Source organism: Achromobacter sp. Bel (assembly GCF_012928505.1).
Lineage (GTDB): Bacteria > Pseudomonadota > Gammaproteobacteria > Burkholderiales > Burkholderiaceae_B > Achromobacter.
In genome coordinates this window covers 49,598-72,212 of record NZ_JABBJN010000006.1, presented here as the reverse complement: position 1 = coordinate 72,212, position 22,615 = coordinate 49,598, and the positions used below count along the sequence as shown (strand labels likewise).

Annotated in this window: 22 protein-coding genes and 4 tRNA genes; 21 read left to right on the top strand and 5 right to left on the bottom strand. The window is 64.4% G+C overall.

The features are described from left to right. The first annotated feature begins 2 nt into the window (after positions 1-2). Together HG262_RS06060 and HG262_RS06055 are read left to right on the top strand one after the other, a co-directional pair. Positions 3-926, top strand: coding sequence for a ParB/RepB/Spo0J family partition protein (locus HG262_RS06060; protein WP_169270154.1), 924 nt, complete (start codon positions 3-5; stop codon positions 924-926). Beyond that, positions 919-1,923 (top strand): asparaginase, encoded by a 1,005-nt coding sequence (locus HG262_RS06055; protein ID WP_169270153.1) that lies wholly within the window; start codon positions 919-921, stop codon positions 1,921-1,923. The genes HG262_RS06060 and HG262_RS06055 overlap by 8 nt, the downstream gene beginning before the upstream one ends. Here HG262_RS06055 and HG262_RS06050 read toward each other — a convergent pair. Beyond that, positions 1,917-2,810 carry a LysR substrate-binding domain-containing protein gene (locus HG262_RS06050; protein WP_169270152.1) on the bottom strand — a complete coding sequence of 298 codons (894 nt, stop codon included), beginning with the start codon at positions 2,808-2,810 and terminating at the stop codon, positions 1,917-1,919. The two genes, HG262_RS06055 and HG262_RS06050, sit on opposite strands and share 7 nt — an antisense overlap. A 117-nt stretch (positions 2,811-2,927) precedes the next feature. On the opposite strand from HG262_RS06050, the gene HG262_RS06045 reads away from it, so the two are divergent. The 4 genes from HG262_RS06045 to HG262_RS06030 all read left to right on the top strand — a co-directional run bounded on the left by HG262_RS06045 (position 2,928) and on the right by HG262_RS06030 (position 7,509). Further along, a complete protein-coding gene (locus HG262_RS06045; protein ID WP_169270151.1) occupies positions 2,928-3,515 on the top strand; it encodes a cysteine dioxygenase family protein in 588 nt (195 codons plus the stop codon). Between the two features lie 5 nt (positions 3,516-3,520). Beyond that, positions 3,521-4,711 carry a cystathionine beta-lyase gene (metC, locus tag HG262_RS06040; protein ID WP_169270150.1) on the top strand — a complete coding sequence of 397 codons (1,191 nt, stop codon included), beginning with the start codon at positions 3,521-3,523 and terminating at the stop codon, positions 4,709-4,711. Next, complete coding sequence (locus HG262_RS06035; RefSeq protein ID WP_169270149.1) at positions 4,708-6,306, top strand: rhodanese-like domain-containing protein; 1,599 nt, start codon at positions 4,708-4,710, stop codon at positions 6,304-6,306. Before metC ends, HG262_RS06035 begins: the two co-directional genes overlap by 4 nt. A 195-nt stretch (positions 6,307-6,501) precedes the next feature. Then, positions 6,502-7,509, top strand: coding sequence for a tripartite tricarboxylate transporter substrate binding protein (locus HG262_RS06030; RefSeq protein WP_169270148.1), 1,008 nt, complete (start codon positions 6,502-6,504; stop codon positions 7,507-7,509). A 30-nt stretch (positions 7,510-7,539) separates the two neighbouring features. Here the strand turns inward: HG262_RS06030 and HG262_RS06025 are convergent, their stop codons facing one another. The 4 genes from HG262_RS06025 to HG262_RS06010 are packed head-to-tail and all read right to left on the bottom strand — an operon-like array spanning position 7,540 to position 12,089. After that, complete coding sequence (locus HG262_RS06025) at positions 7,540-8,301, bottom strand: DeoR/GlpR family DNA-binding transcription regulator (protein ID WP_169270147.1); 762 nt, start codon at positions 8,299-8,301, stop codon at positions 7,540-7,542. Between the two features lie 17 nt (positions 8,302-8,318). Further along, on the bottom strand, positions 8,319-10,001 hold the full coding sequence (locus tag HG262_RS06020) for an ABC transporter permease subunit (protein ID WP_169270146.1): 1,683 nt from the start codon (positions 9,999-10,001) through the stop codon (positions 8,319-8,321). Positions 10,002-10,023: 22 nt separating this feature from the next. Next, positions 10,024-11,031, bottom strand: a complete 1,008-nt coding sequence (locus HG262_RS06015) for an ATP-binding cassette domain-containing protein (protein ID WP_169270145.1) — start codon at positions 11,029-11,031, stop codon at positions 10,024-10,026. A gap of 47 nt (positions 11,032-11,078) precedes the next feature. Further along, on the bottom strand, positions 11,079-12,089 hold the full coding sequence (locus tag HG262_RS06010; protein ID WP_169270144.1) for an ABC transporter substrate-binding protein: 1,011 nt from the start codon (positions 12,087-12,089) through the stop codon (positions 11,079-11,081). A 150-nt stretch (positions 12,090-12,239) separates the two neighbouring features. Between HG262_RS06010 and hisN the strand changes: the two genes are divergently transcribed. The 15 genes from hisN to rplL all read left to right on the top strand — a co-directional run bounded on the left by hisN (position 12,240) and on the right by rplL (position 22,533). After that, complete coding sequence (hisN, locus tag HG262_RS06005) at positions 12,240-13,046, top strand: histidinol-phosphatase (RefSeq protein WP_169270143.1); 807 nt, start codon at positions 12,240-12,242, stop codon at positions 13,044-13,046. A 58-nt stretch (positions 13,047-13,104) separates the two neighbouring features. After that, a complete protein-coding gene (locus HG262_RS06000; protein ID WP_169270142.1) occupies positions 13,105-14,490 on the top strand; it encodes a glutamine synthetase in 1,386 nt (461 codons plus the stop codon). A gap of 29 nt (positions 14,491-14,519) precedes the next feature. Beyond that, complete coding sequence (locus HG262_RS05995) at positions 14,520-15,908, top strand: aldehyde dehydrogenase family protein (RefSeq protein WP_169270141.1); 1,389 nt, start codon at positions 14,520-14,522, stop codon at positions 15,906-15,908. Between the two features lie 24 nt (positions 15,909-15,932). After that, positions 15,933-17,096 (top strand): iron-containing alcohol dehydrogenase, encoded by a 1,164-nt coding sequence (locus HG262_RS05990; protein ID WP_169270140.1) that lies wholly within the window; start codon positions 15,933-15,935, stop codon positions 17,094-17,096. A 112-nt stretch (positions 17,097-17,208) separates the two neighbouring features. After that, positions 17,209-17,295, top strand: a tRNA-Tyr gene (locus HG262_RS05985). A gap of 144 nt (positions 17,296-17,439) precedes the next feature. Then, positions 17,440-17,513: transfer RNA gene (locus tag HG262_RS05980), tRNA-Gly, on the top strand. A gap of 12 nt (positions 17,514-17,525) precedes the next feature. Further along, positions 17,526-17,600 (top strand) — tRNA-Thr (locus HG262_RS05975). A gap of 56 nt (positions 17,601-17,656) precedes the next feature. Then, positions 17,657-18,847: an elongation factor Tu gene (gene tuf, locus HG262_RS05970; RefSeq protein WP_057285896.1), complete on the top strand. Its 1,191-nt coding sequence runs from the start codon at positions 17,657-17,659 to the stop codon at positions 18,845-18,847. A 163-nt stretch (positions 18,848-19,010) separates the two neighbouring features. Further along, a tRNA-Trp gene (locus tag HG262_RS05965) sits at positions 19,011-19,086 on the top strand. Positions 19,087-19,150: 64 nt separating this feature from the next. Next, the gene (gene secE, locus HG262_RS05960; RefSeq protein WP_105555684.1) at positions 19,151-19,531 is read left to right on the top strand and encodes a preprotein translocase subunit SecE; all 381 of its coding nucleotides are present in this window, start codon (positions 19,151-19,153) and stop codon (positions 19,529-19,531) included. A 9-nt stretch (positions 19,532-19,540) separates the two neighbouring features. Further along, positions 19,541-20,074, top strand: coding sequence for a transcription termination/antitermination protein NusG (gene nusG, locus HG262_RS05955; protein ID WP_105555685.1), 534 nt, complete (start codon positions 19,541-19,543; stop codon positions 20,072-20,074). A gap of 63 nt (positions 20,075-20,137) precedes the next feature. After that, positions 20,138-20,569 (top strand): 50S ribosomal protein L11, encoded by a 432-nt coding sequence (gene rplK / locus HG262_RS05950; RefSeq protein ID WP_006227005.1) that lies wholly within the window; start codon positions 20,138-20,140, stop codon positions 20,567-20,569. A 2-nt stretch (positions 20,570-20,571) separates the two neighbouring features. Beyond that, positions 20,572-21,273 (top strand): 50S ribosomal protein L1, encoded by a 702-nt coding sequence (gene rplA / locus HG262_RS05945; protein WP_006216574.1) that lies wholly within the window; start codon positions 20,572-20,574, stop codon positions 21,271-21,273. A 273-nt stretch (positions 21,274-21,546) separates the two neighbouring features. Then, positions 21,547-22,071, top strand: coding sequence for a 50S ribosomal protein L10 (rplJ, locus tag HG262_RS05940; protein ID WP_006216572.1), 525 nt, complete (start codon positions 21,547-21,549; stop codon positions 22,069-22,071). Between the two features lie 81 nt (positions 22,072-22,152). Continuing rightward, entirely contained in the window at positions 22,153-22,533 is a 381-nt protein-coding gene (rplL, locus tag HG262_RS05935; RefSeq protein WP_006227008.1) for a 50S ribosomal protein L7/L12, read from the top strand. Positions 22,534-22,615: the final 82 nt, after the last annotated feature.

The window sequence follows — 22,615 nt, the reverse complement described above, 5'->3', positions numbered from 1 at the left end:
CTATGGCCACCAAGAAACCCAAGGGATTGGGTCGCGGACTGGACGCCTTGCTGGGCGCAGACGCGCCGGCGATCGACAACATCGGCAAGGCCGTCTCGGCCAAGCCCGAGGGTCCGCCATCCACCTTGCTCATCTCGAAGATGCGCGCCGGCAAGTATCAGCCGCGCACGCGCATGGACGAGGGCGCCTTGGGCGAGCTGGCCGAATCGATCCGCACGCAAGGCATCATGCAACCCATTCTTGTGCGCGCGCTGGGCGAAACCGCGCCCGGCCATTACGAGATCATCGCGGGCGAACGCCGCTTCCGCGCCGCCCAGCTGGCCGGTTTGAAAGAAGTGCCCGTGCTGGTGCGCGATGTGGCGGACGAGAACGCGGCCGTCATGGCGCTGATCGAAAACATCCAGCGCGAAGACTTGAACCCGCTGGAAGAGGCGCACGGCGTGCGCCGCCTGCTGGACGAATTCGGCCTGACACACGAACAGGCCGCGCAAGCGATCGGCCGGTCGCGCTCGGCCACCAGCAACCTGCTGCGCTTGCTGAACCTGGCCGCGCCCGTGCAGACGATGCTGCTGGCCGGCGACGTGGACATGGGCCATGCCCGCGCGCTGCTGGCGGTGGACGCGGCGACGCAGATCCAATTGGCCAATCAGATCATCGCGCGCCGCCTGTCGGTGCGCGAAGCCGAAAAGCTGGTCGCGAAGACCGCCAAGGAAACCGAATCGGCGTCCTCGCCTCGCAAGAAGGCCAATGGCGCCTCGCGCGATCTGACGCGTCTGGAAGAAGCGCTGTCCGATCATCTGGGCACGCGAGTGGCCCTGAAGGTGGGCGCCAAGGAAAAGGGCCAGATCGTCATCGATTTCCACGGGTGGGAACACCTGAATTCGTTACTGGAACGCCAAGGCCTGTCCGGAGTCGTCGATGCCTGAGCACGCGTTGCCGGTCGTCGCGGTGCTGGCCACCGGCGGCACCATCGCCGGTGCGCAGGCGGACGCCACGTCGGCGGGCTACAAGGCCGGTTCGTTCTCGGTCAACGATTTGCTGGCTGCGGTGCCGCAGCTGGCCGGCATCGCCGAGATCCGCGCCGAACAGGTGGCGAATGTCGGCAGCCAGAACATGACGCACGAGGTTTGGCGCGCGCTGGCCGAACGTGTGGACACGCTGTGCCAGGACGCCTCGGTGGCGGGTATTGTGATCACGCATGGCACGGACACGCTTGAAGAAACGGCGTACTTCCTGGGCCTGGTGATTCCGCACGACAAGCCCGTCGTGCTGGTGGGCGCGATGCGTCCCGCCACGGCGCTGGGCGCCGAGGGCCCGGCCAACCTGTACAACGCGGTGGCGCTGGCGCGCCATCCCGACGCGCGCGGGCGCGGTCCCCTGGTCGTGATGAACGAAGACGTGCATTACGCGCGCGAGATCCAGAAGATCGCCAGCGCGGGCCTGTGCGCCTTCGCGTCGCCCAATCGCGGCCGCGCCGGCGTCATGCATGGTGGCGCGCCGTGCTTCTATTCGCGCAACACTACGGCCCACACCACACAAAGCGAGTTTTCACTCGCATTGCTGGAACAGGCCGGATGGCCGCGCGTGGACATTGTCTACGCCCATGCCAATCTGCAGGCCGACCTGATCGATTTCCTGGCCGATGTGTCGCAAGGCGTCGTGCTGGCCGGCGTGGGCGACGGCAACGCCACCGACCTGGGCATCGACGCGCTGAGCCGCGCAGTCGCCGGCGGCACGGCCGTGGTGCGTTCTAGCCGCACGGGCAGCGGATTCGTGGCGCGCGATGTCGAACTGGACGACGCCGGCCTGGGCTTCATCGCCGCCCGCGACCTGAATCCGCAAAAGGCGCGCATCCTGTTGATGCTGGGCCTGTCCGTCACGCGCGACGCGGCCGCTCTGCAGGCGATTTTCGACCGCTACTGATCGCGCGGCGGCACGCCGCCCGCGTCGCTTTGCTGCGCCAGGCCCAGGTTCGCCCGCAGCATGTCGTAGACCTGTCGCGTCAACGGATTGATCAGATCCCGCCTTATCCACAGGAAGTAGGTCACGTCCGGCAAGGGGGGCAGCCCTTCTTTTTCCCCCAGTACGCGCATTTCCGGCCCCAGCAGTTCCACGCTGCGGGCCGTCACGCCCAGCCCCGCGCGCAGCGCGGCCTTTATCCCCACCAGGTTCGGCGCCACATAGTTGGTGTGCCAGCGCACGCGCGCCTGCTCCAGCGCGTTCAGGGCCAGCCTGCGGAAGATGCTGGGCTCGTCCGCTAGCACCAGCGGCACCGGCGCGTGCACGTCATGCACGTAGTCGGCGGAGGCCAGCCAGACGGTGGGAGAGGTGCGCAGCGCCACGCCTTCAAAGTCCTGGTCAAAGCGCGTGGATATCGTCAGGTCGATTTCACCGGCGCGCAGGGCATCCATCAGGAACGGGCTGCGGTCCACGCGGATCTCCAGTTTCACGCGGGGGGCCGAGCGTGCGATGTGCGTCAGCAGCGTGGGCAGGATCGTATCGGCCACATCCAGCGGCGCGCCCAGCCGCAAGTCCCCCTCCAGCGGCCCATCCTGCAGTGCGCGTAGCGCCTCGTCGTTGATGGCCAGCATGTGGCGCGCGTATTCCACCAGCCGCCGCCCGTGCGATGACAGCACCTTGTTGCGGCCCTGCTTTTCGAACAAGGGCAGGCCGATCGTGGATTCCAGACGCTGCATTTGCTGGGTGATGGCCGACTGCGTCTTGTGCAGCCGGTTGGCCGCTTCCGAAAAGGTGTCGTGCTGGGCGATGGCCGTCAGCGTGCGAAGCAGGTCCAGATCCAAATTGCGCATGGCGGGCTCTAAAGTATTAGCGTTGCTAATGGAATGTTAAGGCAATTTAAATTGTTGGCGCCTCACTCGGGCGATACAGTAAACGCAATAACTCATGAAACAAGAGGAAAAGCCAAAGTGAGCACCGCGCATCCCCATCAGGCCGGCATCGATGCCGCCATCGGAAATATTAAAAAAACTGTAGGAAATAAGGGGCTGAACCGCGACAGCCTGGACGAGGTGCTGCAAGAGCTCGTGGGCCTGGCCGGCCACACCGACTGGTGGACGGGCGAGCGGTACGCGGCGCCCGAAGACGGCGAGCGCCAGGCGCGCTACCTGATCGCCGAAGACGACGACAAGAGCTATGCGCTCTACCTGAACGTCATGCGCCCCGGCAACAAGATCGTGCCGCATAACCACACCACCTGGGCCTGTATCGCCGCCGTGGAAGGCGTGGAATACAACTACGTCTATGACCGCACCGACGACGGGTCGGTGCCCGGCGTGGGCCGCCTGGAGAAGACCGGCACGGTCGTGGTCGGCCCGGGCGCCGGCATTGCGTTGATGCCCGACGACATCCACGCCGTCGAGATCCAGGGCGACAGCGTCATCCGCCACCTGCACATGTACGGCCGCGCGCTGGAAACGCTGAATGAACGCCTGGGCTTCGACCTGGAAGCGGGCACCTGCAAGATCATGCCCATCGGTGTGAAGACTCGCCGCTGATCATCATGAACAAGCCCTACCGGTCCGCAACGCGTTTGCTGCGGGCGGGGCGTCCCCATCAAGGATGGGTCAACACCCCCGTCACGCGCGCCAGCACCTACGTCTTCGACAGCGTCGCCGCCTGGCGCGACACACGCGAACGCCGCGAGCAAGAACGCCTGCCGTCCTACGGCGCGCGCGGCACCGACAGCACGCACGCGCTGGAAGACGCGCTGGTCGAGCTGGAACAGGGCTATCGCGCCGCGCTGTATCCCACCGGCCAGGCCGCGATCGCGACCGTGCTGCTGGCGTATCTGCGCACCGGCGACCATGTGCTGGTGACCGATGCTGTGTACGAACCCGTGCGCCGCTTCTGCGTCGAGCACCTGACGCGGCTGGGCATCGAAGCCACGTTCTACCGGCCGGACGGCGTCGGCATCGAGGCGCTGATCAGGCCCAATACCCGCATGATCTATGCGGAGTCGCCCGGGTCGCTGACTTACGAGATGCCGGACCTTACCGAGTTATCCACAGCCGCGCGAAAACACGATTGCTGGCTGGCTGTGGATAACACGTGGGCGTCCGGTTTGATATACAAACCGTTGACGCTGGGCGCCGACATTTCCCTTCTGGCGGCCACCAAATACCTGGGCGGCCATGCCGACGTGATGATGGGCGCCGCCGTCGTCAACCAGCGCGCCTGGCGCGCACTGGAACGCGCCTCGATCGACTTCGGCCAGACGGTCGGGGCCGACGACGCCTTCCTGGTGCTGCGCGGCATGCGTTCACTGCCGCTGCGCATGGCGCAGCATGCCAGGAACGCGTTGCGGGTCGCCGAATGGTTGCAGGGCCGCGCCGAGGTTGCGCGCGTGCTGTGTCCGGCCTTGCCCGGCGACCCGTCGCACGCGATCTGGCGACGCGATTGCACCGGCGCCAACGGTCTGCTGACGGTCGAACTCGATGGCGGGTACCACATAGAGGATGCCGAGCGGCTGATCGACAGCCTGCGTCTGTTCGGCATCGGTGCGTCGTGGGGCGGCTTTGAAAGCCTGGTGATCCCGGCGCAGTTGAACTCGCGTTCGCTGCCTGACCCGACGCCCCGCGGCGCCATGCTGCGCCTGCATATCGGCCTGGAAGACCCCGACGACCTGATCGGCGACCTTGAACAAGCCTTGTCCGCGCTTACCCAATCCCCCCGTTCCCTACGAATCTCATGATGCCCCTCACTTCCGCCTCTTGCGCCGCAGATATCGACTCGCACACGCTTAAGCAATGGCTGCACGACGGCCGCGAGATCGCCTTGCTGGATGTGCGCGAACACGGTCAATACGGCGAGTCGCACCTGTTCTACGCGGCGCCGGTGCCGTACAGCCGGCTTGAGATCGATATCGTCCGCCTGGCCCCGCGCCGCGATGTGCGGGTTGTCGTGTACGACGATGGCGGCGGCGACCGCACCGCAGAACGCGCCGTCCTCGCGTTGGCGAAGCTGGGCTACCGCCAGGTGCATCGGCTGGCCGGCGGCATCGCGCAGTGGCAGCAGGACGGCTACGCCGCCTTTGCCGGTGTGAACGTGCCCAGCAAGACCTTTGGCGAACTGGCCGAAGAAGTTTTCCATACCCCGCGTATCGGCGCCCGTGAACTGGCCGAGCGCCAACGGCGGGGCGACGACTTGATCGTGCTGGACGGCAGGCCGTTCGCCGAATACCAGAAGATGAGCATTCCCGGCGGCATCTGCTGCCCGAACGGCGAGCTGGCACTGCGCGCCCACACGCTGGCCAAGGATCCCGGCACGACCATCGTCATCAATTGCGCGGGCCGCACGCGCAGCATCATCGGCGCGCAGACCCTCATCAATCTGGGCGTGCCCAACCCCGTCTATGCGCTGGAGAACGGCACGCAAGGCTGGTATCTGGAAGACCTGCAGCTGGAACACGGCGCAAGCCGTCGCTATGACGACGACATCTCGCCCGCTGAACTGCCGGCGTTAGCTGCCCGTTCGGCGCAATTGGCTGAACGCCACGGCGTGCCGGTGGTGGACGCCGGCGCCGTGCAGGCATGGCTGCGCGACGCCACGCGCAGCACCTTCCTGTGCGATGTGCGCAGCGCCGAGGAATTCGCGCAAGGTTCATTACCCGGCGCGCAGCACACGCCGGGCGGGCAATTGGTGCAGGCCACCGACCAGTACCTGGCCGTGCGCGGCGCCCGCATCGTCGTGTTCGATGCGGAAGGCGTGCGCGCGCCCGTGGTGGCCAGCTGGTTGCGGCAGATGGGCTGGGACGCGTGCGTGCTGCGGGATGGCGTGTGCGCCGACCTGTCGAACGACGCGCCGGTTGTCGAGACCCCCGTCGTTTCGGCGCTGTCCGATGCCGGCCTGGCCGCCGCGTTGGCGCAGGGCGCCCAGGCCATCGATTTGCGCCCGGGCATGCGCTATCGCGCCAGCCACATCGCGGGGGCGCGTTGGTCGATCCGCCCGCGCCTGGACCGCCTGGAGCTGGATACCGGCCGTCCCGTCGTCCTGCTGGCCGAAGACGCCGCCATCGCGGCGTGGGCAGTGCAAGATCTGGCCGCCCTGGGCGTGACGGACGTCAAGGTGAACACCGGCACGCCCGTCGGTTGGAAGGCGGCCGGTATCGCATTGGAATCCACGCCTGCCGTGCCCGCCGACAGCGAGTGCATCGACTATCTGTTCTTCGTGCATGACCGCCACGACGGCAACAAGGCCGCGGCGCGCCAATACCTGTCCTGGGAAACAAACCTGGTCAAGCAGATCGATGAACGCGAGCTGGCAGGCTACCGGTTTCCCGCCAGCTGACGCCGGGCATTGACGCTGCCCGTCCAGGGCACAAGCGCCAGAGCGGCCCGCAGAGGCCGCATGGCGCCACCACAGACGCATCAACCCGATCAATACGCCCCGGCGGCCTTTGCCGACGGGGTGCGGACGGTTCATGGCGAACCGGAATGCAAAGGACGGCCGAGTATCCGGCCGCCGACTCAAGGGGAAATCCAGATGAAGCACCATGTATTGCACGCTTGCGGGACAGCCGCCCTGGCGATGGCGGGCCTGGCGTGGGGCGCTAGCGCCCTCGCGCAAACCCAGACGCTGAAAGCGCCCGCCGATTATCCCAGGCAGGCCATCACCGTGGTTTCGCCGTTTCCTCCCGGGGGCGGGAACGACAACGTGGCGCGCCTGATCGCCCAGGAGCTGGGCGCCATCACCGGCCAGAGCGTCGTGGTGGAAAACCGTTCGGGCGCGGGCGGCAACGTGGGGACGGCGCAGGTGTCGCGCGCCAAGCCCGACGGCTACACCCTGGTGATGTCGCAGACCAGCGTCATGGCCGTCAACCCGCGCCTGTACAAGAACGTGGGTTTCGATCCGGTGAAGGATTTCACGCCGATTTCGCAGATCACGTCTGCGCCGCTGGTGCTGGTGGCCCGCACCGAAAGCCCGTACAAGACGCTGGGCGACTATCTGGAGGCCGCGCGCAAGCAGCCGGGCATCGTCACGTACGCCACGCCCGGCAACGGCACCATGAGTCATCTGATGGGCGCACTGGTATCGAAGAAAGCGGGCGTTAACCTGGTGCACGTGCCGTATCGCGGCGCGGCGCCCGCCATCACCGACCTGATGGGCGGCACGGTGGACATGCTGATCACCTCTCCCGCGTCGGCAGAACCGATGGTGACCGCGGGCAAGCTGCGCATCCTGGCTCTCAGTCACGAAAACAGCATTGGCGTCTTCAAGGGCGCGCCCACGCTCAAGCAAAGCGGCCTGGACGGCATCACCGCCGATGACTGGTACGGCTTGTTTGCGCCTGCCGGCACGCCGCCCGATCGCGTCGCCTATCTGGCAGACGCCGTGGCGCAGGCGATGAAGTCGCCCACCGTGATCGCCAAGATCAACAGCGGCGGCAGCTGGCCGGTGGGCAGCCGGCCCGACGCGTTCAAGACGCGCTTGCAGGAAGACACCGTGTACTGGGCAGACATGGTGAAGACGGCAGGGGTGTCGGTCGACTGAGACGGCGCCCGTACCGGCCCCGCATCGGTCTTACACCGTCAGCACGTTGCCCGCCGCGGCCTTCAGCGCCGCGAACGCGGGCAATTTCTCCGCGCTGGTGTTGGTGACCAGATGATCGATGCGGTCCGCGCCGCAAAACGACACGCGGCTGCACAGGCCGATCTTGCTGAAGTCGGCCAACAGCACCAGCTGCTTGGCGTTGGCCGTCATCGCGCGCGCAACTTCCGCTTCGCGCAGATCGTAATTGGTGGCCCCGCACTCCGCGTCGACGCCCACTGGCGACAGCAGCGCCAGGTCGGCGCGGTAACGGTGGATTTCGGCGATAGTGATCTCGCCGGCAGTGGCGCAGACCGGGCCGCCGACCGCGCCGCCCAGCATGATCAGCTGATTGGCGCCGTTGCCGGCCGCGCCCACCTTCAGCGCCACGTCGAACGAGTTGGTGATGATCGTCAGGCCGGACAGCTTGGCCAGTTCGTCGGCCAATACGCTTGTGGTGCTGCCCGCGTCCAGGAACAAGGTCTGGCCGCTGGCCACAAGACCGGCCGCCGCGCGCGCGATGGCGCGCTTGTACTTCACGCGCGTGTGCACGCGTTCGGCGATCGGGGGCTCGCTGTGCACCGGCACGGCGCCGCCATGCACGCGCCGCAATTCTCCCATCGCCTCCAGTTCAAGCAGATCCCGCCTGACGGTCTCGCGCGACACGCCGAGCTCTCCGACGATGCGGTCGGTCGATACCTGCTGCAATGACGACAGCAGGGCGCGGATTCTTTGATACCGCTCTTCTTGCCACATATCCGATGCTTCCTAATCTATCCCCGCCGCCGCGCCGCCCCGGCGATCAACGCGCGCATGGCCAGCAGAGAACCTCCAACGACCAGCATGATAAGCGTGGAATACGCCGCTGCCTGCGAAACGAACCCGGCCTCGTCCAGCCGCAACACCGACACGGGCGCCACGCTGACGGTCGGCGTCACCAGGAAGATCACCGCCGACAGCGTGACCATCGATCGCATGAACAGAAAAAAGAACACGCCCAGCACGGTAGGCGCGATCAGCGGCAGCACTGCGTCGCGCAACACCTGCGCGGTGCCCCCGCCCAGGCAGCTGACGGCTTCCTCCAGGGCCTGCGGCACGGCGCGCATCCCCGTCATCATCGTCAGGAACCCTTGCGTGTGATAGTGGTAGAAATTGCACAGCGCGATCAGCGCCGCGCTGCCGTACAGCGCATACAAGGGCGTGCCGGGCGCATTGAACGCGAAGATGTAGGACAGCCCCAGCACCAGGCCCGGCACCCCGACGGGCAGCACGGACAGCAGGTATACGATCTTGGCCCAGCCGCGCCCGATGCGGCAGACGCCGAAGCACAGGAAGAACAGCAGCAGCACGCCGCCGCCGGCTGCCGCCAGCGACAGGTACAGCGACGTCCACAGGGGGGCGTAGCCGCCGCTGACGGTGATGTCATAGTGCTTCAGCGTCCATTCCATGCGGTAGGGCCACAGCCGCATGAAACTGGCGAAGACCACCGTCGCCACCGTCAGGATGATCGTGCTGCAGGCCAGCAGCACGCCGATGCCGAACACCACGTCGCGAGCCGGCGCGGGCTGGGGCGCCACCCGCATGCCGCTGGGCGAGGCCGATCCGAACTGGCGTTGCGAGGCCACGCGTTCGATCTGCACGGAAATCAGCGACGGCAGCAGCAGCAAGATGCCCACCACCGACCCCATGCCGAAATTCATCTGGCCTGACACCTGGCTATAGATCTCCGTGGCCAGCACTCGGTAGTTGCCGCCGATCACCGCCGCGTTGCCGAAGTCGGTGATGGTGATGACGAACACCACGAAGGCCGCGCTCAGCAGCCCGAACTTGCAGTTGGGCAGGGTAATGTCGAAGAATTGCCGTGCACTGGACGCGCCCATGACTTCGGCCGCGTCGTAATAGCGGGCGTCCGTGTTGCGCAACGCGGCCTGCAGGATCAGTACCGCTTGGGGCAGGGCGTAGAACACGTTCGAGATCAACAGGCCCCAGAAGCCGTAGATATCGACTTCCCAGCCGGTCCAGCGGTGCACCAGCCCGTTGCGCCCCAGGATGAAGATCAGACCCAGGCCCTGCACCAGCGACGGCGCCAGCAGCGGCAGTACCAGCGCCAGCCGTACGAACGCCTTTCCGCGCATGCAACTGCGGTCCAGGCCGTAGGCGATGGCGAAGCCCAGCGTAATGCTGACGACGGTAGTGGCCGCGCTCATCACGAGGCTGTTGACGGTGGCGGTCAGGATGCCGCGGGTGGCGAATACCTCGGCATAGTTGCCCAGCCCGATCGAGCCATCTTTTTCTACCAGGCTGCGCCACGCGACGGTGGCCAGCGGATACAGGAAGAACAGCGCCAGACCCGCCAGCGGAATCGCCACGCAGGTCCACAGCAGCAGCCGATCGGCCGACCAGGGGGCACGCCCGGCCGTCGCGGCGCCGGCCGCGCCGGCATGCAGCGTGCTCATCGGCGGACTCCGCCCGGCCGCGTCATACGCTGACCCAGGCGCATTGGCCGGGCACCATGTCCAGCCGCACCGGCGCGCCGCGCGACAGGCCCGCCGCGCCGTGTTGCTCGACCACCAGCTCGCGCCCCTTCCACGCGACGCGCAAGCGCGTCAGGTTGCCCATGAAGGTCAGGTCCTGCACGCGGCCAGGTCCCTGCTCGTCGGCGGCGATGCGCAGGTTTTCCGGGCGCAGGCAGGCCTCATAGCGCTCGCTGGCGCCTTCAGGCCGCGTCGCCAGCAGATGGGGCATCGCATCGCGTACCCAATCGGTGGGCAGCAGATTGCTCAAGCCCACGAAGTTGGCCACGAAGCGCGTGCGGGGCCGTAGATACAGGTCGGACGGCGACCCGACCTGCTCGATGCGCCCGTCGTTCATGCAGACGATCTTGTCGGCCAGCGTCAGCGCTTCCTCCTGGTCGTGCGTCACCATGATGGTCGGGATCTTCAGCCGGCGCTGCACGTCGTGGATCTCGGCCCGCATGTCGGTGCGCACGCGCGCATCCAATGCCGAGAGCGGTTCATCCAGCAGGATCAGCGCCGGGTCCACCGCTAGCGCCCGCGCCAGCGCCACGCGCTGCTGCTGTCCGCCCGACAGCTGGTGCGGATAGCGCGGCGCGTAGTCGGGCAGCTTGATCAACGCCAGCAACTCGCCCACCCGCGCGGCGATGCGGTCGCGCGGCTCGCCCCGGATGCGCAGGCCGTAGCCCACGTTCTCGGCCACCGTCATGTTGGGAAACAGCGAATACGACTGGAACACGATGCCGAATCCGCGCTTGCGCGCCGGCAATCCGCTCAGGTCGCGTCCGCCCAGGGTGATGGTGCCGCGATCGAAGGGCAACAGGCCCGCCACGATGCGCAGCAGGGTCGTCTTGCCGCAACCGCTGGGGCCCAGCAGGCAGACGAATTCGTGTTCGCCGACGGACAGGTCGATATCCTCCAGCGCCACCGACGCGTCGAAGGTTTTCCGTATGCCGCGCAGTTCCAGATACATGGCGTCTCCCGGACGCTAGGGCGGCGGGCGGGCCCGCCGCGCCTGCCTCAACGCTTGATGGTGTCTTGCCAGGTCTTGATCGTGGCGTCGCGATCGGCGGCGGACTTCTGGAAATCCACCGGATACAGCACGGCGGTCAGGTCCTTGGGCAGGCCGGCCGCTTCGGCCGCTTTGTTGGGGGCGGCGCCCGGGATGGTGACGAGTTCCTTGTACTTGCTGTACAGGCCGCCCGCCTGCGCGGACAGGGTCCAATCCAGGAAGCGCTTGGCGTCCGCGGGATTCTTCGCCGTCTTCATCAAGCCGGACGCCTCCAGCTCATAGCCCACCCACTGTTTGGGGATCACCATCTTGACCGGGTAGCCTTCTTCGATGGACTGCATGGCGGGGAAGGCAAACGACACGCCGATCGCGTATTCACCGGCGCGCGCCATCTTGCAGGGGCGCGATCCCGACGGCGTGTACTGCGCCACGTTCTTGTCCAGGTCCTTCAGCAGCGCCCATCCCTTTTCCTTGCCCAGGCCCTGCAGCAACGCCACGATTTGCAGGTAGCCGGTGCCAGAGGCGGCCGGGCTGGGGATGACGATCTCGCCCTTATAGGCCGGGTTCGCCAGGTCTTCCCAAGACGTCGGCATAGGCAGGTTCTTGGACTTCAACCGATCGGTGTTTACACAGAACGCAGCGACGTAGCCGGTGGCGGCGAACCACTTGTTGTCCGCGCCCTTGTACTGGGCGGGAAGGGCGTCGATGCCTTTGGCCGCATAGGGCTCAAGCAGGTTCTGCAAGCGCGGATCCAGCATGTTGCTGACGGCAAAGCCCCATATCACGTCCTGCTGGGGATTCGCGGCTTCGGCGATCAGCCGGGCGCCCAGGTCGCCGGTAGACAGGCGCAGCACGTTGACTTTCACGTCCGGCATGGCCGCGTTGGCCGCCTTCAGATAGGCCGCGATCTCGTCTTCCTCCAGCGCGGTGTAGACGGTGATGGGGCCAGCGTGGGCGACGTGCGCGACACCTAGGGAAATTACTGCAACCACAACGCTAAGCTTCTTCATACATTGCATGATGGAACTCCGGTGGGGAATACACGGCAACGGTGCGAGCTACTGATGCGGACGGCGACCTTCCCGGATAAGGGTGAGGTTGCAGTTTTAGGTATATTTGCAAATTTGGGGCAACGTGTCTAGACTGGAAAAACCCCTGGGAGCACTGTGATGCAAACCTCCGCCGCGCTGCCGGCGCAGCAATTGGCCGAATATTCCTCATTCGCGCAAACGCTCGCGGACCGCGTTCGGCCCTTGTCCCGAAAGTGGTTCCGGCACCCGCTGTCCGTTGACACCAAGGCCGACGAAAGCCCCGTCACGCAGGCCGACCGCGAGGTCGAGGCCGCGCTGCGCGACGCGATCGCGCAGCACTATCCCCACCACGGCATCTTTGGCGAAGAGTTCGGCGCGCTGCACACCGAGGCCGACCTCGTGTGGTCGCTGGATCCCATCGACGGCACGCGCGCCTTCATTTCGGGCAACCCCTTGTGGGGCACCTTGCTGGCGCTGCTGCACCGGGGGCGCCCGGTGCTGGGCCTGATCGACATCCCCATGCTGCAGGAACGCTGGATCGGTGCGGCCGATTCGCCCGCGCGGCTGAATGGCGACGTCTGCCAGGCCAGCGCCTGCACCGAACTGCGCGACGCGATCCTGTACGCCACTTCGCCCGACATCTTCGAAGGCGCCGAACTGGCGGCTTTCGACGCCTTGACCCGCGCTGCGCGCATGCGCCGCTACGGGGGCGATTGCTACAGCTACGGGCTGCTGGCCAGCGGCCATGTCGACCTGGTGGTCGAAGCCGGCCTGCAACCCTATGACTATCTGGCGCTGATGCCCGTGATCGAAGGCGCGGGCGGCGTCATCACCGATTGGTCTGGGCAGCCGCTCAGCCTCGAATCGCAGGGCCGCGTCGTCGCGGCCGCCACGCCGCAGCTGCATCGCCAGGCGATGCGGGTGCTGGGGGCGGCCATGAACTGAACGCCGCGCCGCCCGCCCGCAGGTCAACGCAACGCTTCAGCCACAAAGGTGAACGAGCATGCATGCACTAGGGGTAGCAACGGTGGAAGACGCAGAGCGGCTGGTGCAAGCCAGCCCGCTCTCGCATATCAAGGTGGGCCTGTCCGACGTCGACGGCGTCATGTTGGGCAAGTACCTGCGGCGCGACAAGTTCCTGGGCGCGTTGCGCTCCGGCCTGGCGTTCTGCGACGTGGTGTTCGGCTGGGACCTGGACGACCAGCTCTACGACAACACCAAGTACACCGGCTGGCACACCGCCTACCCAGACGCCAAGTTGCGCATCGTGCCACAGACCGGGCGCCGGCTGCCGCTGGAGCAGGGGCCCGGCGGCGAAGACATGCTGTTGTTCCTGGCCGAATTCGAAGGGGATGCCGGCGCCATCTGTCCGCGCCGGCTGCTGCATCGCACGCTGGACCGGGCCGCGGGCATGGGGTACGACGTCTATGCCGCGCTGGAATACGAATTCTTCATGTTTCGCGAAACACCGCATTCGGTCCGCGCGAAAAACTACCGCAACATGGAGAACTGGACGCCGGGCAATTTCGGTTATTCCATGCTGCGCAGCACCGTCGAGGGCGATTTCTACCGCAAGCTGCTGGACATGTGCGAACGCATGGACATGCCGATCGAAGGCCTGCACACCGAAACCGGGCCGGGCGTGCTGGAAGCGGCCATCGCGGTGGACCAGGCCGCCGCCGCCGGGGACAAGGCGTTCCTGTTCAAGACGTTCACGAAAGCCCTGGCGCAGCAGAACGGCCTGATGGCGACCTTCATGGCCAAATGGTCGCATGACCATCCCGGCCAAAGCGGCCACATCCATTTGTCGCTGCGCGACAGGAAAAGCGGTCGGTCGGCCTTCTATGACGAATCGCAGCCGCACGGCATGAGCGCGGCGCAGACGTCCTTCATGGCGGGCGTCCAGCGCTACCTGCCCGAGTTCATGGCGCTGTACGCGCAGACGATCAACAGCTATTCGCGCCTGGTACCCGGTTATTGGGCGCCGCTGGACGCCACCTGGGGCATGGAAAACCGCACCACCGCGCTGCGCCTCATTCCGGGCAGCGACAAGTCGCAGCGCGTCGAGGTGCGCATCGGCTCGGCGGACGCCAATCCCTACCTGGCGCTGTCCGCTGCGCTGGCCTCGGGCCTGTACGGCATCGAGCAAGGGCTCAAGCCCGAACCCATGGTGCAAGGCAACGCCTATACCCAGAAATTTCCGGCCCATCTGCACCTGCCCACGACGTTGTGGGAGGCGGCGCAACGCTTGCGCGGCTCCGAAGCGGCCCGCCATCTGTTTGGCGATCCCTTCGTCGAGCACTATGCCGCGACGCGCGAATGGGAAGAACGGCAATTCCGGCGGCACGTGACCGACTGGGAACTGGCACGCTACTTTGAAATCATCTGATCCCGTCCAACCGCTTGCATAGGGCCACCATGACCCAGGAACTCATCACCATCAGTCCCATTGACGGGCGCGAGGTCGTGCGCCGCGCCTATGCCAGCGACGCGCAGATCGCGCAGGCACTGGCGCAAGCCCAATCCGCGCAAGCCGCCTGGCAGGCGCTAGGCGTGGGCGAACGGGGGCGCATCGTGTCGGCGGCCGTCGACCGTTTCGTGGCCGCCAAGGACGAGATCGCGCGGGCCATCACGATCCAGATGGGGCGCCCCTTGCGCTACACGCCGGGCGAGGTCGCGGGCTTCGAAGCGCGGGCGCGCCACATGATATCGATCGCCGACGCGGCGCTGGCGCCCCTGCGCGTGCCCGATCAGGCGGGCTTCACCCGCTTCATCAGTCGTGAGCCCATCGGCGTCGCCCTGACCGTCGCGCCCTGGAACTACCCCTTGCTGACGGCGGTGAACAGCATCGTCCCCGCTTTGATGGCGGGCAATACCGTCATCCTGAAACACTCCGACCAGACGCCTCTGTGTGCCGAGCTGATCGAACGCGCCTTCCGCGACGCCGGCGCGCCCAAGGGCGTGTTCCAGTACCTGCATGCCAACCACGACACCGTCCAGCGGCTGATCCGCGCGCCCGAGATCGGCTACGTGTCGTTCACGGGATCGGTTCGCGGTGGACGCATCGTCGAGGAAAGCGCGGCGGGGCGCTTCATCGGGGTAGGCCTGGAGCTGGGCGGCAACGATCCGGCTTATGTGCGCGCGGATGCCAAGTTGGATCACGCCGTCGAGACCCTGGTCGACGGCGCCTTCTTCAATTCGGGCCAATCCTGCTGCGGCATCCAGCGCATCTACGTCGCACGGCCGCTGTACGACGAATTTGTCGAGCGGGCCGTCGCGCTGACAAACGGTTACGTACTGGGCAATCCGCTGCACCCCGAAACGACGTTGGGGCCGGTCGTCCGTGCCCGCGCCGCCGCCGAGATTCGCGACGTCGTTGCAGAAGCCGTGTCGGCCGGCGCTCAAAACCTGATTGATCCCTCGCATTTCAGTAATGCGAGCGATGGCTCGCCTTACGTCGCGCCCGCATTGCTTACGCGAGTAAACCATCGCATGCGTGTCATGAACGATGAATGTTTCGGTCCGGTCGTGGGCGTCATGCCCGTCGACACGGACGACGAGGCCGTCGCGTTGATGAACGACAGCCCCTACGGACTGACGGCCGCGGTGTTCACGCAAGACGAAGACGCTGCGTTGACGCTGGGCCGGCAAGTGCGCACCGGTACCTTCTTCATGAACCGTTGCGATTACCTGGACCCCGCGCTGGCGTGGACGGGCGTCAAGAACACGGGGCGTGGCGTGTCCTTGTCGGTCGTCGGCTACGAGCAGCTCACGCAAGCCAAATCCTTTCATCTTCGCAGCGTCTGACCCGACGCCTTCAGGAATCGAATCATGACTGTGCCAAGCGTCAACTGGAACTTCCCCACCGCCATCAAGGCGGGGCCGGGCCGCGTCAAGGAGCTTGCCGATTGGTGCGCAGAACTCGGCATGCGGCGGCCCTTGCTTGTCACGGATCCGGGCCTTGCGGCATTGCCGATGGTGGGCGACGCCGTGCGCGCCTGCCGCCAGGCTGGCTTGGAGTGTGGCCTCTTCCACGAGGTCAAGGGCAACCCGACGGGCCGCAATGTCGAAGACGGCGTCGCCGCGTATAAGCAGGGTAGGCATGACGGTGTCATCGCTTTCGGTGGCGGCTCGGCGCTGGACGCGGCCAAGGCGATTGCGCTGATGGTGGGCCAGAAGCGCCCGCTGTGGGACTTCGAGGATATCGGCGACAACTATCAGCGCGTGAACGTGGCCGGGATGGCGCCTGTGGTGGCGGTGCCCACTACCGCAGGCACGGGGTCCGAAGTGGGCCGCGCATCGGTCATCACGGACGAAGCCGCACAGGTCAAGCGCATCATTTTCCATGCCCGCATGCTGCCGGCCATCGTCATCCTGGACCCAGAGCTGACGGTGGGGCTGCCGCCGAAGATCACGGCGGCAACCGGCATGGACGCGCTGTCGCACAATCTGGAGGCGTACTGTTCGCCGTTCTTCCATCCGATGGCGGCCGGCATTGCCATCGAAGGCATGCGGATGGTCAAGGAATACCTGCCGCAGGCCGTGGCTGACGGCACGGACCTCCAGGCCCGTCAGCAGATGCTCGTGGCCTCAAGCATGGGCGCCACGGCCTTCCAGCGCGGGCTCGGCGCGATGCACGCGCTGGCGCATCCGCTGGGCGCGCTATACGACGCGCACCACGGCATGTTGAACGCGATCCTGATGCCTTATGTGTTGAAGGCCAACCAGCACGCGGTGGCGCCCCGGCTTGAGGCGCTGGCCCGCTATCTGGATCTGCCGGGCACCGGTCCGGGGGCGGTGCTGGACTGGGTGCTGCGTTTGCGCGAGTCCGTCGGCATTCCCCACACCCTGGCGGAAATCGGCATCGACGACGCCCAGGCCGACCGGGTAGGGCGTATGGCCAGCGAGGATCCCTCGGGGGGAACCAACCCCATTATTTTCACCGCCGACCAATATTCACAACTTTTGCGTGCATCAATTCGCGGAAACCTGTAAGCTTCGCCCCCTCTGCGCGGAAACGCGGGTGGCTGAACGAAAGTTTTGAAGATTTTCATCCGAAGGGTTTGACACCGGATTTGAAAGTGTTCATAATCTCAAGTTCTCCGCTGGAGGGGTGCCCGAGTGGTTAAAGGGGGCAGACTGTAAATCTGTTGGCCTTGCGCCTACATTGGTTCGAATCCAATCTCCTCCACCAGAGACCCAACTCTTGAATCCAGGCGATGTCTGCCTGGATTTTAAATTAGGCCTAGGGAACTGGGCGACCTTCGTAAAGAAGGTTGTAAGGTTCTCCGGGCCTTGATTTTGAGGGTTTGGGAAAGAGAAGGTGAATGGGTATGCCGCGGGTGTAGCTCAATGGTAGAGCAGAAGCCTTCCAAGCTTACGACGAGGGTTCGATTCCCTTCACCCGCTCCAAGATTTTTAAATGCCCATGTGGCTCAGTGGTAGAGCACTCCCTTGGTAAGGGAGAGGTCGCGCGTTCGATCCGCGCCATGGGCACCACAAATTTCCAAGTTCTTTTCTTCAGTCTGAAGCGCAATCCAGGTCAGGAGTCAGCCATGGCAAAAGGCAAGTTTGAACGTACCAAGCCGCACGTGAACGTGGGTACGATTGGTCACGTTGACCACGGCAAAACGACGTTGACGGCAGCTATCACGACCGTTCTGTCGAACAAGTTCGGTGGCGAAGCCAAGGGCTACGACCAGATCGATGCGACTCCTGAAGAAAAGGCTCGCGGCATCACGATCAACACGGCTCACGTCGAGTACGAAACGGAAGCGCGTCACTACGCGCACGTTGACTGCCCGGGCCACGCTGACTATGTGAAGAACATGATCACGGGCGCCGCGCAAATGGACGGCGCGATCCTGGTTGTGTCGGCCGCTGACGGCCCGATGCCGCAAACGCGTGAACACATCCTGCTGAGCCGCCAGGTTGGCGTGCCGTACATCATCGTCTTCCTGAACAAGGCTGACATGGTTGACGACGCCGAGCTGCTCGAGCTGGTGGAAATGGAAGTCCGCGAACTGTTGTCGAAGTATGACTTCCCGGGCGATGACACCCCGATCGTCAAGGGTTCGGCCAAGCTGGCGCTGGAAGGCGACAAGGGCGAACTGGGCGAACAGGCCATCATGAACCTGGCGGCAGCGCTGGATTCGTACATCCCGACGCCTGAGCGTGCTGTTGACGGCGCGTTCCTGATGCCGGTTGAAGACGTGTTCTCGATCTCGGGTCGTGGCACGGTGGTGACTGGCCGTATCGAACGCGGCATCGTCAAGGTCGGCGAAGAAATCGAAATCGTGGGTCTGGTTCCGACGGTCAAGACGACTTGCACGGGCGTTGAAATGTTCCGCAAGCTGCTCGACCAAGGTCAAGCCGGCGACAACGTGGGCATCCTGCTGCGCGGCACCAAGCGTGAAGACGTCCAGCGCGGCCAAGTTCTGGCCAAGCCGGGCTCGATCACCCCGCACACGGACTTCACGTCCGAGGTGTACATCCTGTCCAAGGAAGAAGGCGGCCGTCACACTCCGTTCTTCCAAGGCTATCGTCCCCAGTTCTACTTCCGCACGACGGACGTGACGGGCACGATCGAGCTGCCGGCCGACAAGGAAATGGTTCTGCCGGGCGACAACGTGGCCATGACGGTCAAGCTGTTGGCTCCGATCGCCATGGAAGAAGGCCTGCGTTTCGCCATCCGTGAAGGCGGTCGTACCGTCGGCGCCGGCGTCGTCGCCAAGATCCTGAAGTAAGCAATACCCAAGTGGGTAGAGTGGACGAAAAGTCCCTCTACCCATTTTTGCCGTAAAAGTGTTATGATGTTTGGCTCCGCGATCATTTGCGCCGAATAGCTTGAAAAAGCGGTTTTGAGCGGTCGGGGAAGTCAGTGAATGTAGTGCAAGCCAGTAGTGTTTTAGGGGCATAGCTCAATTGGCAGAGCGTCGGTCTCCAAAACCGAAGGTTGTAGGTTCGATTCCTACTGCCCCTGCCACCGCCAGGATAAACCCGCGGGAGATCATCGCGAGTTACGCATTCACGGCGGCTCGCGTCGCAATATGTCTAATACCAGCGTAGAAACCGTAACCAGTACCGCCGACCGGGTCAAGCTCGGGCTGGCGGTTCTCGTCGTTATTGCTGGCATCGTCGGGTTTTCCGTGCTTAGCGCACAGCCGATGCCTGCTCGTGTCGGCGTGTTCGTCGGCGGCCTCGTGATCGCTGCGGTGATCGCCTGGTTCAGCGAGCCCGGCCGCCGCACCCTGAGCTTTGCCAACGAGTCCTACAACGAAGTCAAGCGTGTCGCGTGGCCCACCCGCAAGGAAACGACCCAGATGACGGGTATCGTTTTTGCGTTCGTGGCGGTCATGGGCATTTTCATGTGGGTGCTCGACAAGGGCATCGAATGGATTCTTTACGGCCTGTTGTTGGGCTGGAAATAAGGACGGCGAATGAGTAAGCGTTGGTATGTCGTCCATGTGTACTCCGGCATGGAAAAGAGTGTTCACAAGGCCCTGATTGAGCGCATCGAGCGCGCGGCCTTGCAAACGTCTTTCGGCCGAATCCTTGTGCCCTCCGAAGAAGTCGTCGAGGTCAAGGGTGGACAGAAGTCGATCACCGAACGCCGTATTTTCCCTGGTTATGTCCTGGTTGAAATGGATCTGACCGACGAAACGTGGCATTTGGTCAAGAATACGAACCGCGTCACCGGCTTTTTGGGTGGCTCGGGCAACCGTCCGACCCCGATTTCCGAAAAGGAAGTCGAGAAGATCCTCTCCCAGATGGAAGAGGGTGTCGAGAAACCCCGCCCCAAGATTTTGTTCGAAGTGGGCGAGATGGTTCGGGTCAAGGAAGGTCCGTTTGCGGACTTCAACGGCAACGTCGAAGAAGTCAATTACGAAAAGAGCAAGGTGCGCGTGTCGGTCACCATTTTTGGTCGTGCCACACCCGTCGAACTCGATTTCAGCCAGGTCGAAAAGACCTGATTTCAACCCCCGGGGAGCCCAGGCCAGTAAGGTCCGGGCGATATAACCCGCAAGGAGCAAAGCATGGCGAAGAAGATCGTCGGCTTTATCAAGCTGCAAGTACCGGCTGGTAAGGCTAACCCCTCCCCCCCGATTGGCCCGGCATTGGGTCAACGCGGCCTGAACATCATGGAATTCTGCAAGGCGTTCAACGCCAAGACCCAAGGCATGGAGCCTGGTCTGCCGATTCCGGTGGTGATCACCGCTTTCGCGGACAAGAGCTTCACCTTCATCATGAAGACCCCGCCCGCGACGGTCCTCATCAAGAAGGCTGCTGGCGTGCAAAAGGGTTCGGCCAAGCCGCATACCGACAAGGTCGGCACGCTGACCCGCGCTCAAGCTGAAGAAATCGCCAAGGCCAAGGGCCCCGATCTGACCGCCGCTGATCTGGACGCCGCTGTGCGCACGATCGCTGGCAGCGCCCGCAGCATGGGCATCACGGTTGAGGGGATCTAATCATGGCAAAACTGTCCAAGCGCGCCGCCGCTATTGCACAAAAGATCGACCGCACCAAGCTGTACCCGGTCGCTGAAGCCCTGACGCTGGTCAAGGAAACCGCTGTCGCCAAGTTCAATGAATCCATTGACGTGGCTGTGCAGCTCGGCATCGACCCGAAGAAGTCGGACCAACTGGTTCGCGGCTCGGTCGTTCTGCCCGCCGGCACCGGCAAGTCGGTCCGCGTGGCCGTGTTCGCCCAAGGCGAAAAGGCTGAGGCCGCCAAGGCCGCCGGCGCCGACATCGTTGGCCTGGACGACCTGGCTGACCAGATCAAGGCCGGTCAAATGGACTTTGACGTGGTCATCGCTTCGCCCGACACGATGCGTGTCGTGGGTGCCCTGGGCCAGATCCTGGGTCCCCGTGGCCTGATGCCGAACCCGAAGGTCGGCACCGTGACGCCTGACGTCGCGACCGCTGTCAAGAACGCCAAGGCCGGTCAGGTTCAGTACCGCACCGACAAGGCTGGCATCATCCACGCAACGATCGGCCGTGCGTCGTTCGGCGTGGAACAGCTGCAAACCAACCTGGCCGCTCTGGTCGACGCCCTGCAAAAGGCTCGTCCCGCAGCTGCCAAGGGCATTTACCTGCGCAAGCTGGCCGTCTCGTCCACGATGGGCGGCGGTGCTCGCGTTGAAATTGCCTCGCTGTCGGCTTCTAACTAAGCCAACAGCAGTAAACGTACTTTGGGCTGCATCCGGATTCCTCCGGATGTTGCTGTCAAAGACCGCTGGAGCAGGGTAGTGGAAGGGTTCTCCCTTCCGTATGGAAAGCAGCATCCCCGCTGCCCCGCTTAATCCCGAAGCTCACCTAGTTCGGATCCAGCGTAGACGGCGTCCCCAGGAAGATTTCTTTACACGAAGAACTCGACCAGGCGCCGCATTCGGTTGACGCGCAAGGCTCAGGCCCCAGGCGTCTTTTGATGGAGTGTTCAAACCGTGAGTCTCAATCGTCAAGAGAAAGCGGTGGTAATCGAGGAAGTCTCGGCTGAAGTGGCCAAGGCACAATCGATTGTTATCGCTGAGTACCGTGGTCTGGACGTCGCCTCTGTCACCGTACTGCGCAAAACTGCGCGTGAATCGGGCGTGTATCTGCGTGTTCTGAAGAACTCGCTGGCCCGTCGTGCTGTTGCCGGCACGGCTTTCGAGCCGTTGGCTGAGCAACTGACCGGTCCGCTGATCTATGGTATCAGCACTGATCCGGTTTCGGCGGCCAAGGTCATCGCAGGTTTCGCGAAAAGCAACGACAAGCTGGTCATCAAGGCGGGCGCATTGCCCAACAGCCTGCTGACCCAAGATGGTGTGAAGGCCTTGGCCACCATGCCGTCCCGCGAAGAGTTGCTGTCGAAACTGCTTGGCACCATGCAAGCCCCCATCGCGCAATTCGTGCGTACGCTCAACGAAGTTCCGACCAAGTTCGCCCGTGGCCTCGCGGCTGTGCGCGACCAAAAGGCAGCGGCCTAATCGCCCTGCTGTCCGGAATTCGCTGAACGACGAAGCGACACCCAAACCCTGGCATTACCAAAATATTTGGAGTTCTGAAAAATGGCACTTAACAAAGCTGAAATCCTTGACGCCATCGCTGGCATGACCGTGCTCGAGCTGTCCGAGCTGATCAAGGAAATGGAAGAGAAGTTCGGCGTGTCGGCTGCTGCCGCTGCTGTCGCTGTCGCTGCTCCCGCTGCTGGTGGCGCTGCCGCCGCTGCTGAAGAGCAAACCGAGTTCACCGTCGTCCTGCTGGAAGCCGGCGCGAACAAGGTTAGCGTCATCAAGGCCGTGCGCGAGCTGACCGGTCTGGGTCTGAAGGAAGCCAAGGACCTGGTTGACGGCGCTCCGAAGCCCGTCAAGGAAGCTGTGGCCAAGGCTGACGCCGAAGCCGCCAAGAAGAAGCTGGAAGAAGCTGGCGCCAAGGTCGAAGTCAAGTAAGACCTGCGTCAACTGCCCGGGGACAGCACAGTTTGCAGTCCCCGGGCTTTTGCGTTTCCAGGAAACCCCTACTGGGGTCATG

Excerpts from the sequence above, each read along its gene's own strand:
- tuf (WP_057285896.1), top strand. The coding sequence starts at position 17,657 with ATGGCAAAAGGCAAGTTTGAACGTACCAAGCCGCACGTGAACGTGGGT.
- HG262_RS06050 (WP_169270152.1), bottom strand. The coding sequence starts at position 2,810 with ATGCGCAATTTGGATCTGGACCTGCTTCGCACGCTGACGGCCATCGCC.
- nusG (WP_105555685.1), top strand. The coding sequence starts at position 19,541 with ATGAGTAAGCGTTGGTATGTCGTCCATGTGTACTCCGGCATGGAAAAG.
- HG262_RS06030 (WP_169270148.1), top strand. The coding sequence starts at position 6,502 with ATGAAGCACCATGTATTGCACGCTTGCGGGACAGCCGCCCTGGCGATG.
- rplA (WP_006216574.1), top strand. The coding sequence starts at position 20,572 with ATGGCAAAACTGTCCAAGCGCGCCGCCGCTATTGCACAAAAGATCGAC.
- rplL (WP_006227008.1), top strand. The coding sequence starts at position 22,153 with ATGGCACTTAACAAAGCTGAAATCCTTGACGCCATCGCTGGCATGACC.
- HG262_RS06035 (WP_169270149.1), top strand. The coding sequence starts at position 4,708 with ATGATGCCCCTCACTTCCGCCTCTTGCGCCGCAGATATCGACTCGCAC.
- HG262_RS05990 (WP_169270140.1), top strand. The coding sequence starts at position 15,933 with ATGACTGTGCCAAGCGTCAACTGGAACTTCCCCACCGCCATCAAGGCG.
- HG262_RS06020 (WP_169270146.1), bottom strand. The coding sequence starts at position 10,001 with ATGAGCACGCTGCATGCCGGCGCGGCCGGCGCCGCGACGGCCGGGCGT.
- HG262_RS06000 (WP_169270142.1), top strand. The coding sequence starts at position 13,105 with ATGCATGCACTAGGGGTAGCAACGGTGGAAGACGCAGAGCGGCTGGTG.
- HG262_RS06010 (WP_169270144.1), bottom strand. The coding sequence starts at position 12,089 with ATGCAATGTATGAAGAAGCTTAGCGTTGTGGTTGCAGTAATTTCCCTA.
- HG262_RS05995 (WP_169270141.1), top strand. The coding sequence starts at position 14,520 with ATGACCCAGGAACTCATCACCATCAGTCCCATTGACGGGCGCGAGGTC.
- hisN (WP_169270143.1), top strand. The coding sequence starts at position 12,240 with ATGCAAACCTCCGCCGCGCTGCCGGCGCAGCAATTGGCCGAATATTCC.
- HG262_RS06060 (WP_169270154.1), top strand. The coding sequence starts at position 3 with ATGGCCACCAAGAAACCCAAGGGATTGGGTCGCGGACTGGACGCCTTG.
- HG262_RS06025 (WP_169270147.1), bottom strand. The coding sequence starts at position 8,301 with ATGTGGCAAGAAGAGCGGTATCAAAGAATCCGCGCCCTGCTGTCGTCA.
- HG262_RS06055 (WP_169270153.1), top strand. The coding sequence starts at position 919 with ATGCCTGAGCACGCGTTGCCGGTCGTCGCGGTGCTGGCCACCGGCGGC.
- secE (WP_105555684.1), top strand. The coding sequence starts at position 19,151 with ATGTCTAATACCAGCGTAGAAACCGTAACCAGTACCGCCGACCGGGTC.
- metC (WP_169270150.1), top strand. The coding sequence starts at position 3,521 with ATGAACAAGCCCTACCGGTCCGCAACGCGTTTGCTGCGGGCGGGGCGT.
- HG262_RS06015 (WP_169270145.1), bottom strand. The coding sequence starts at position 11,031 with ATGTATCTGGAACTGCGCGGCATACGGAAAACCTTCGACGCGTCGGTG.
- rplK (WP_006227005.1), top strand. The coding sequence starts at position 20,138 with ATGGCGAAGAAGATCGTCGGCTTTATCAAGCTGCAAGTACCGGCTGGT.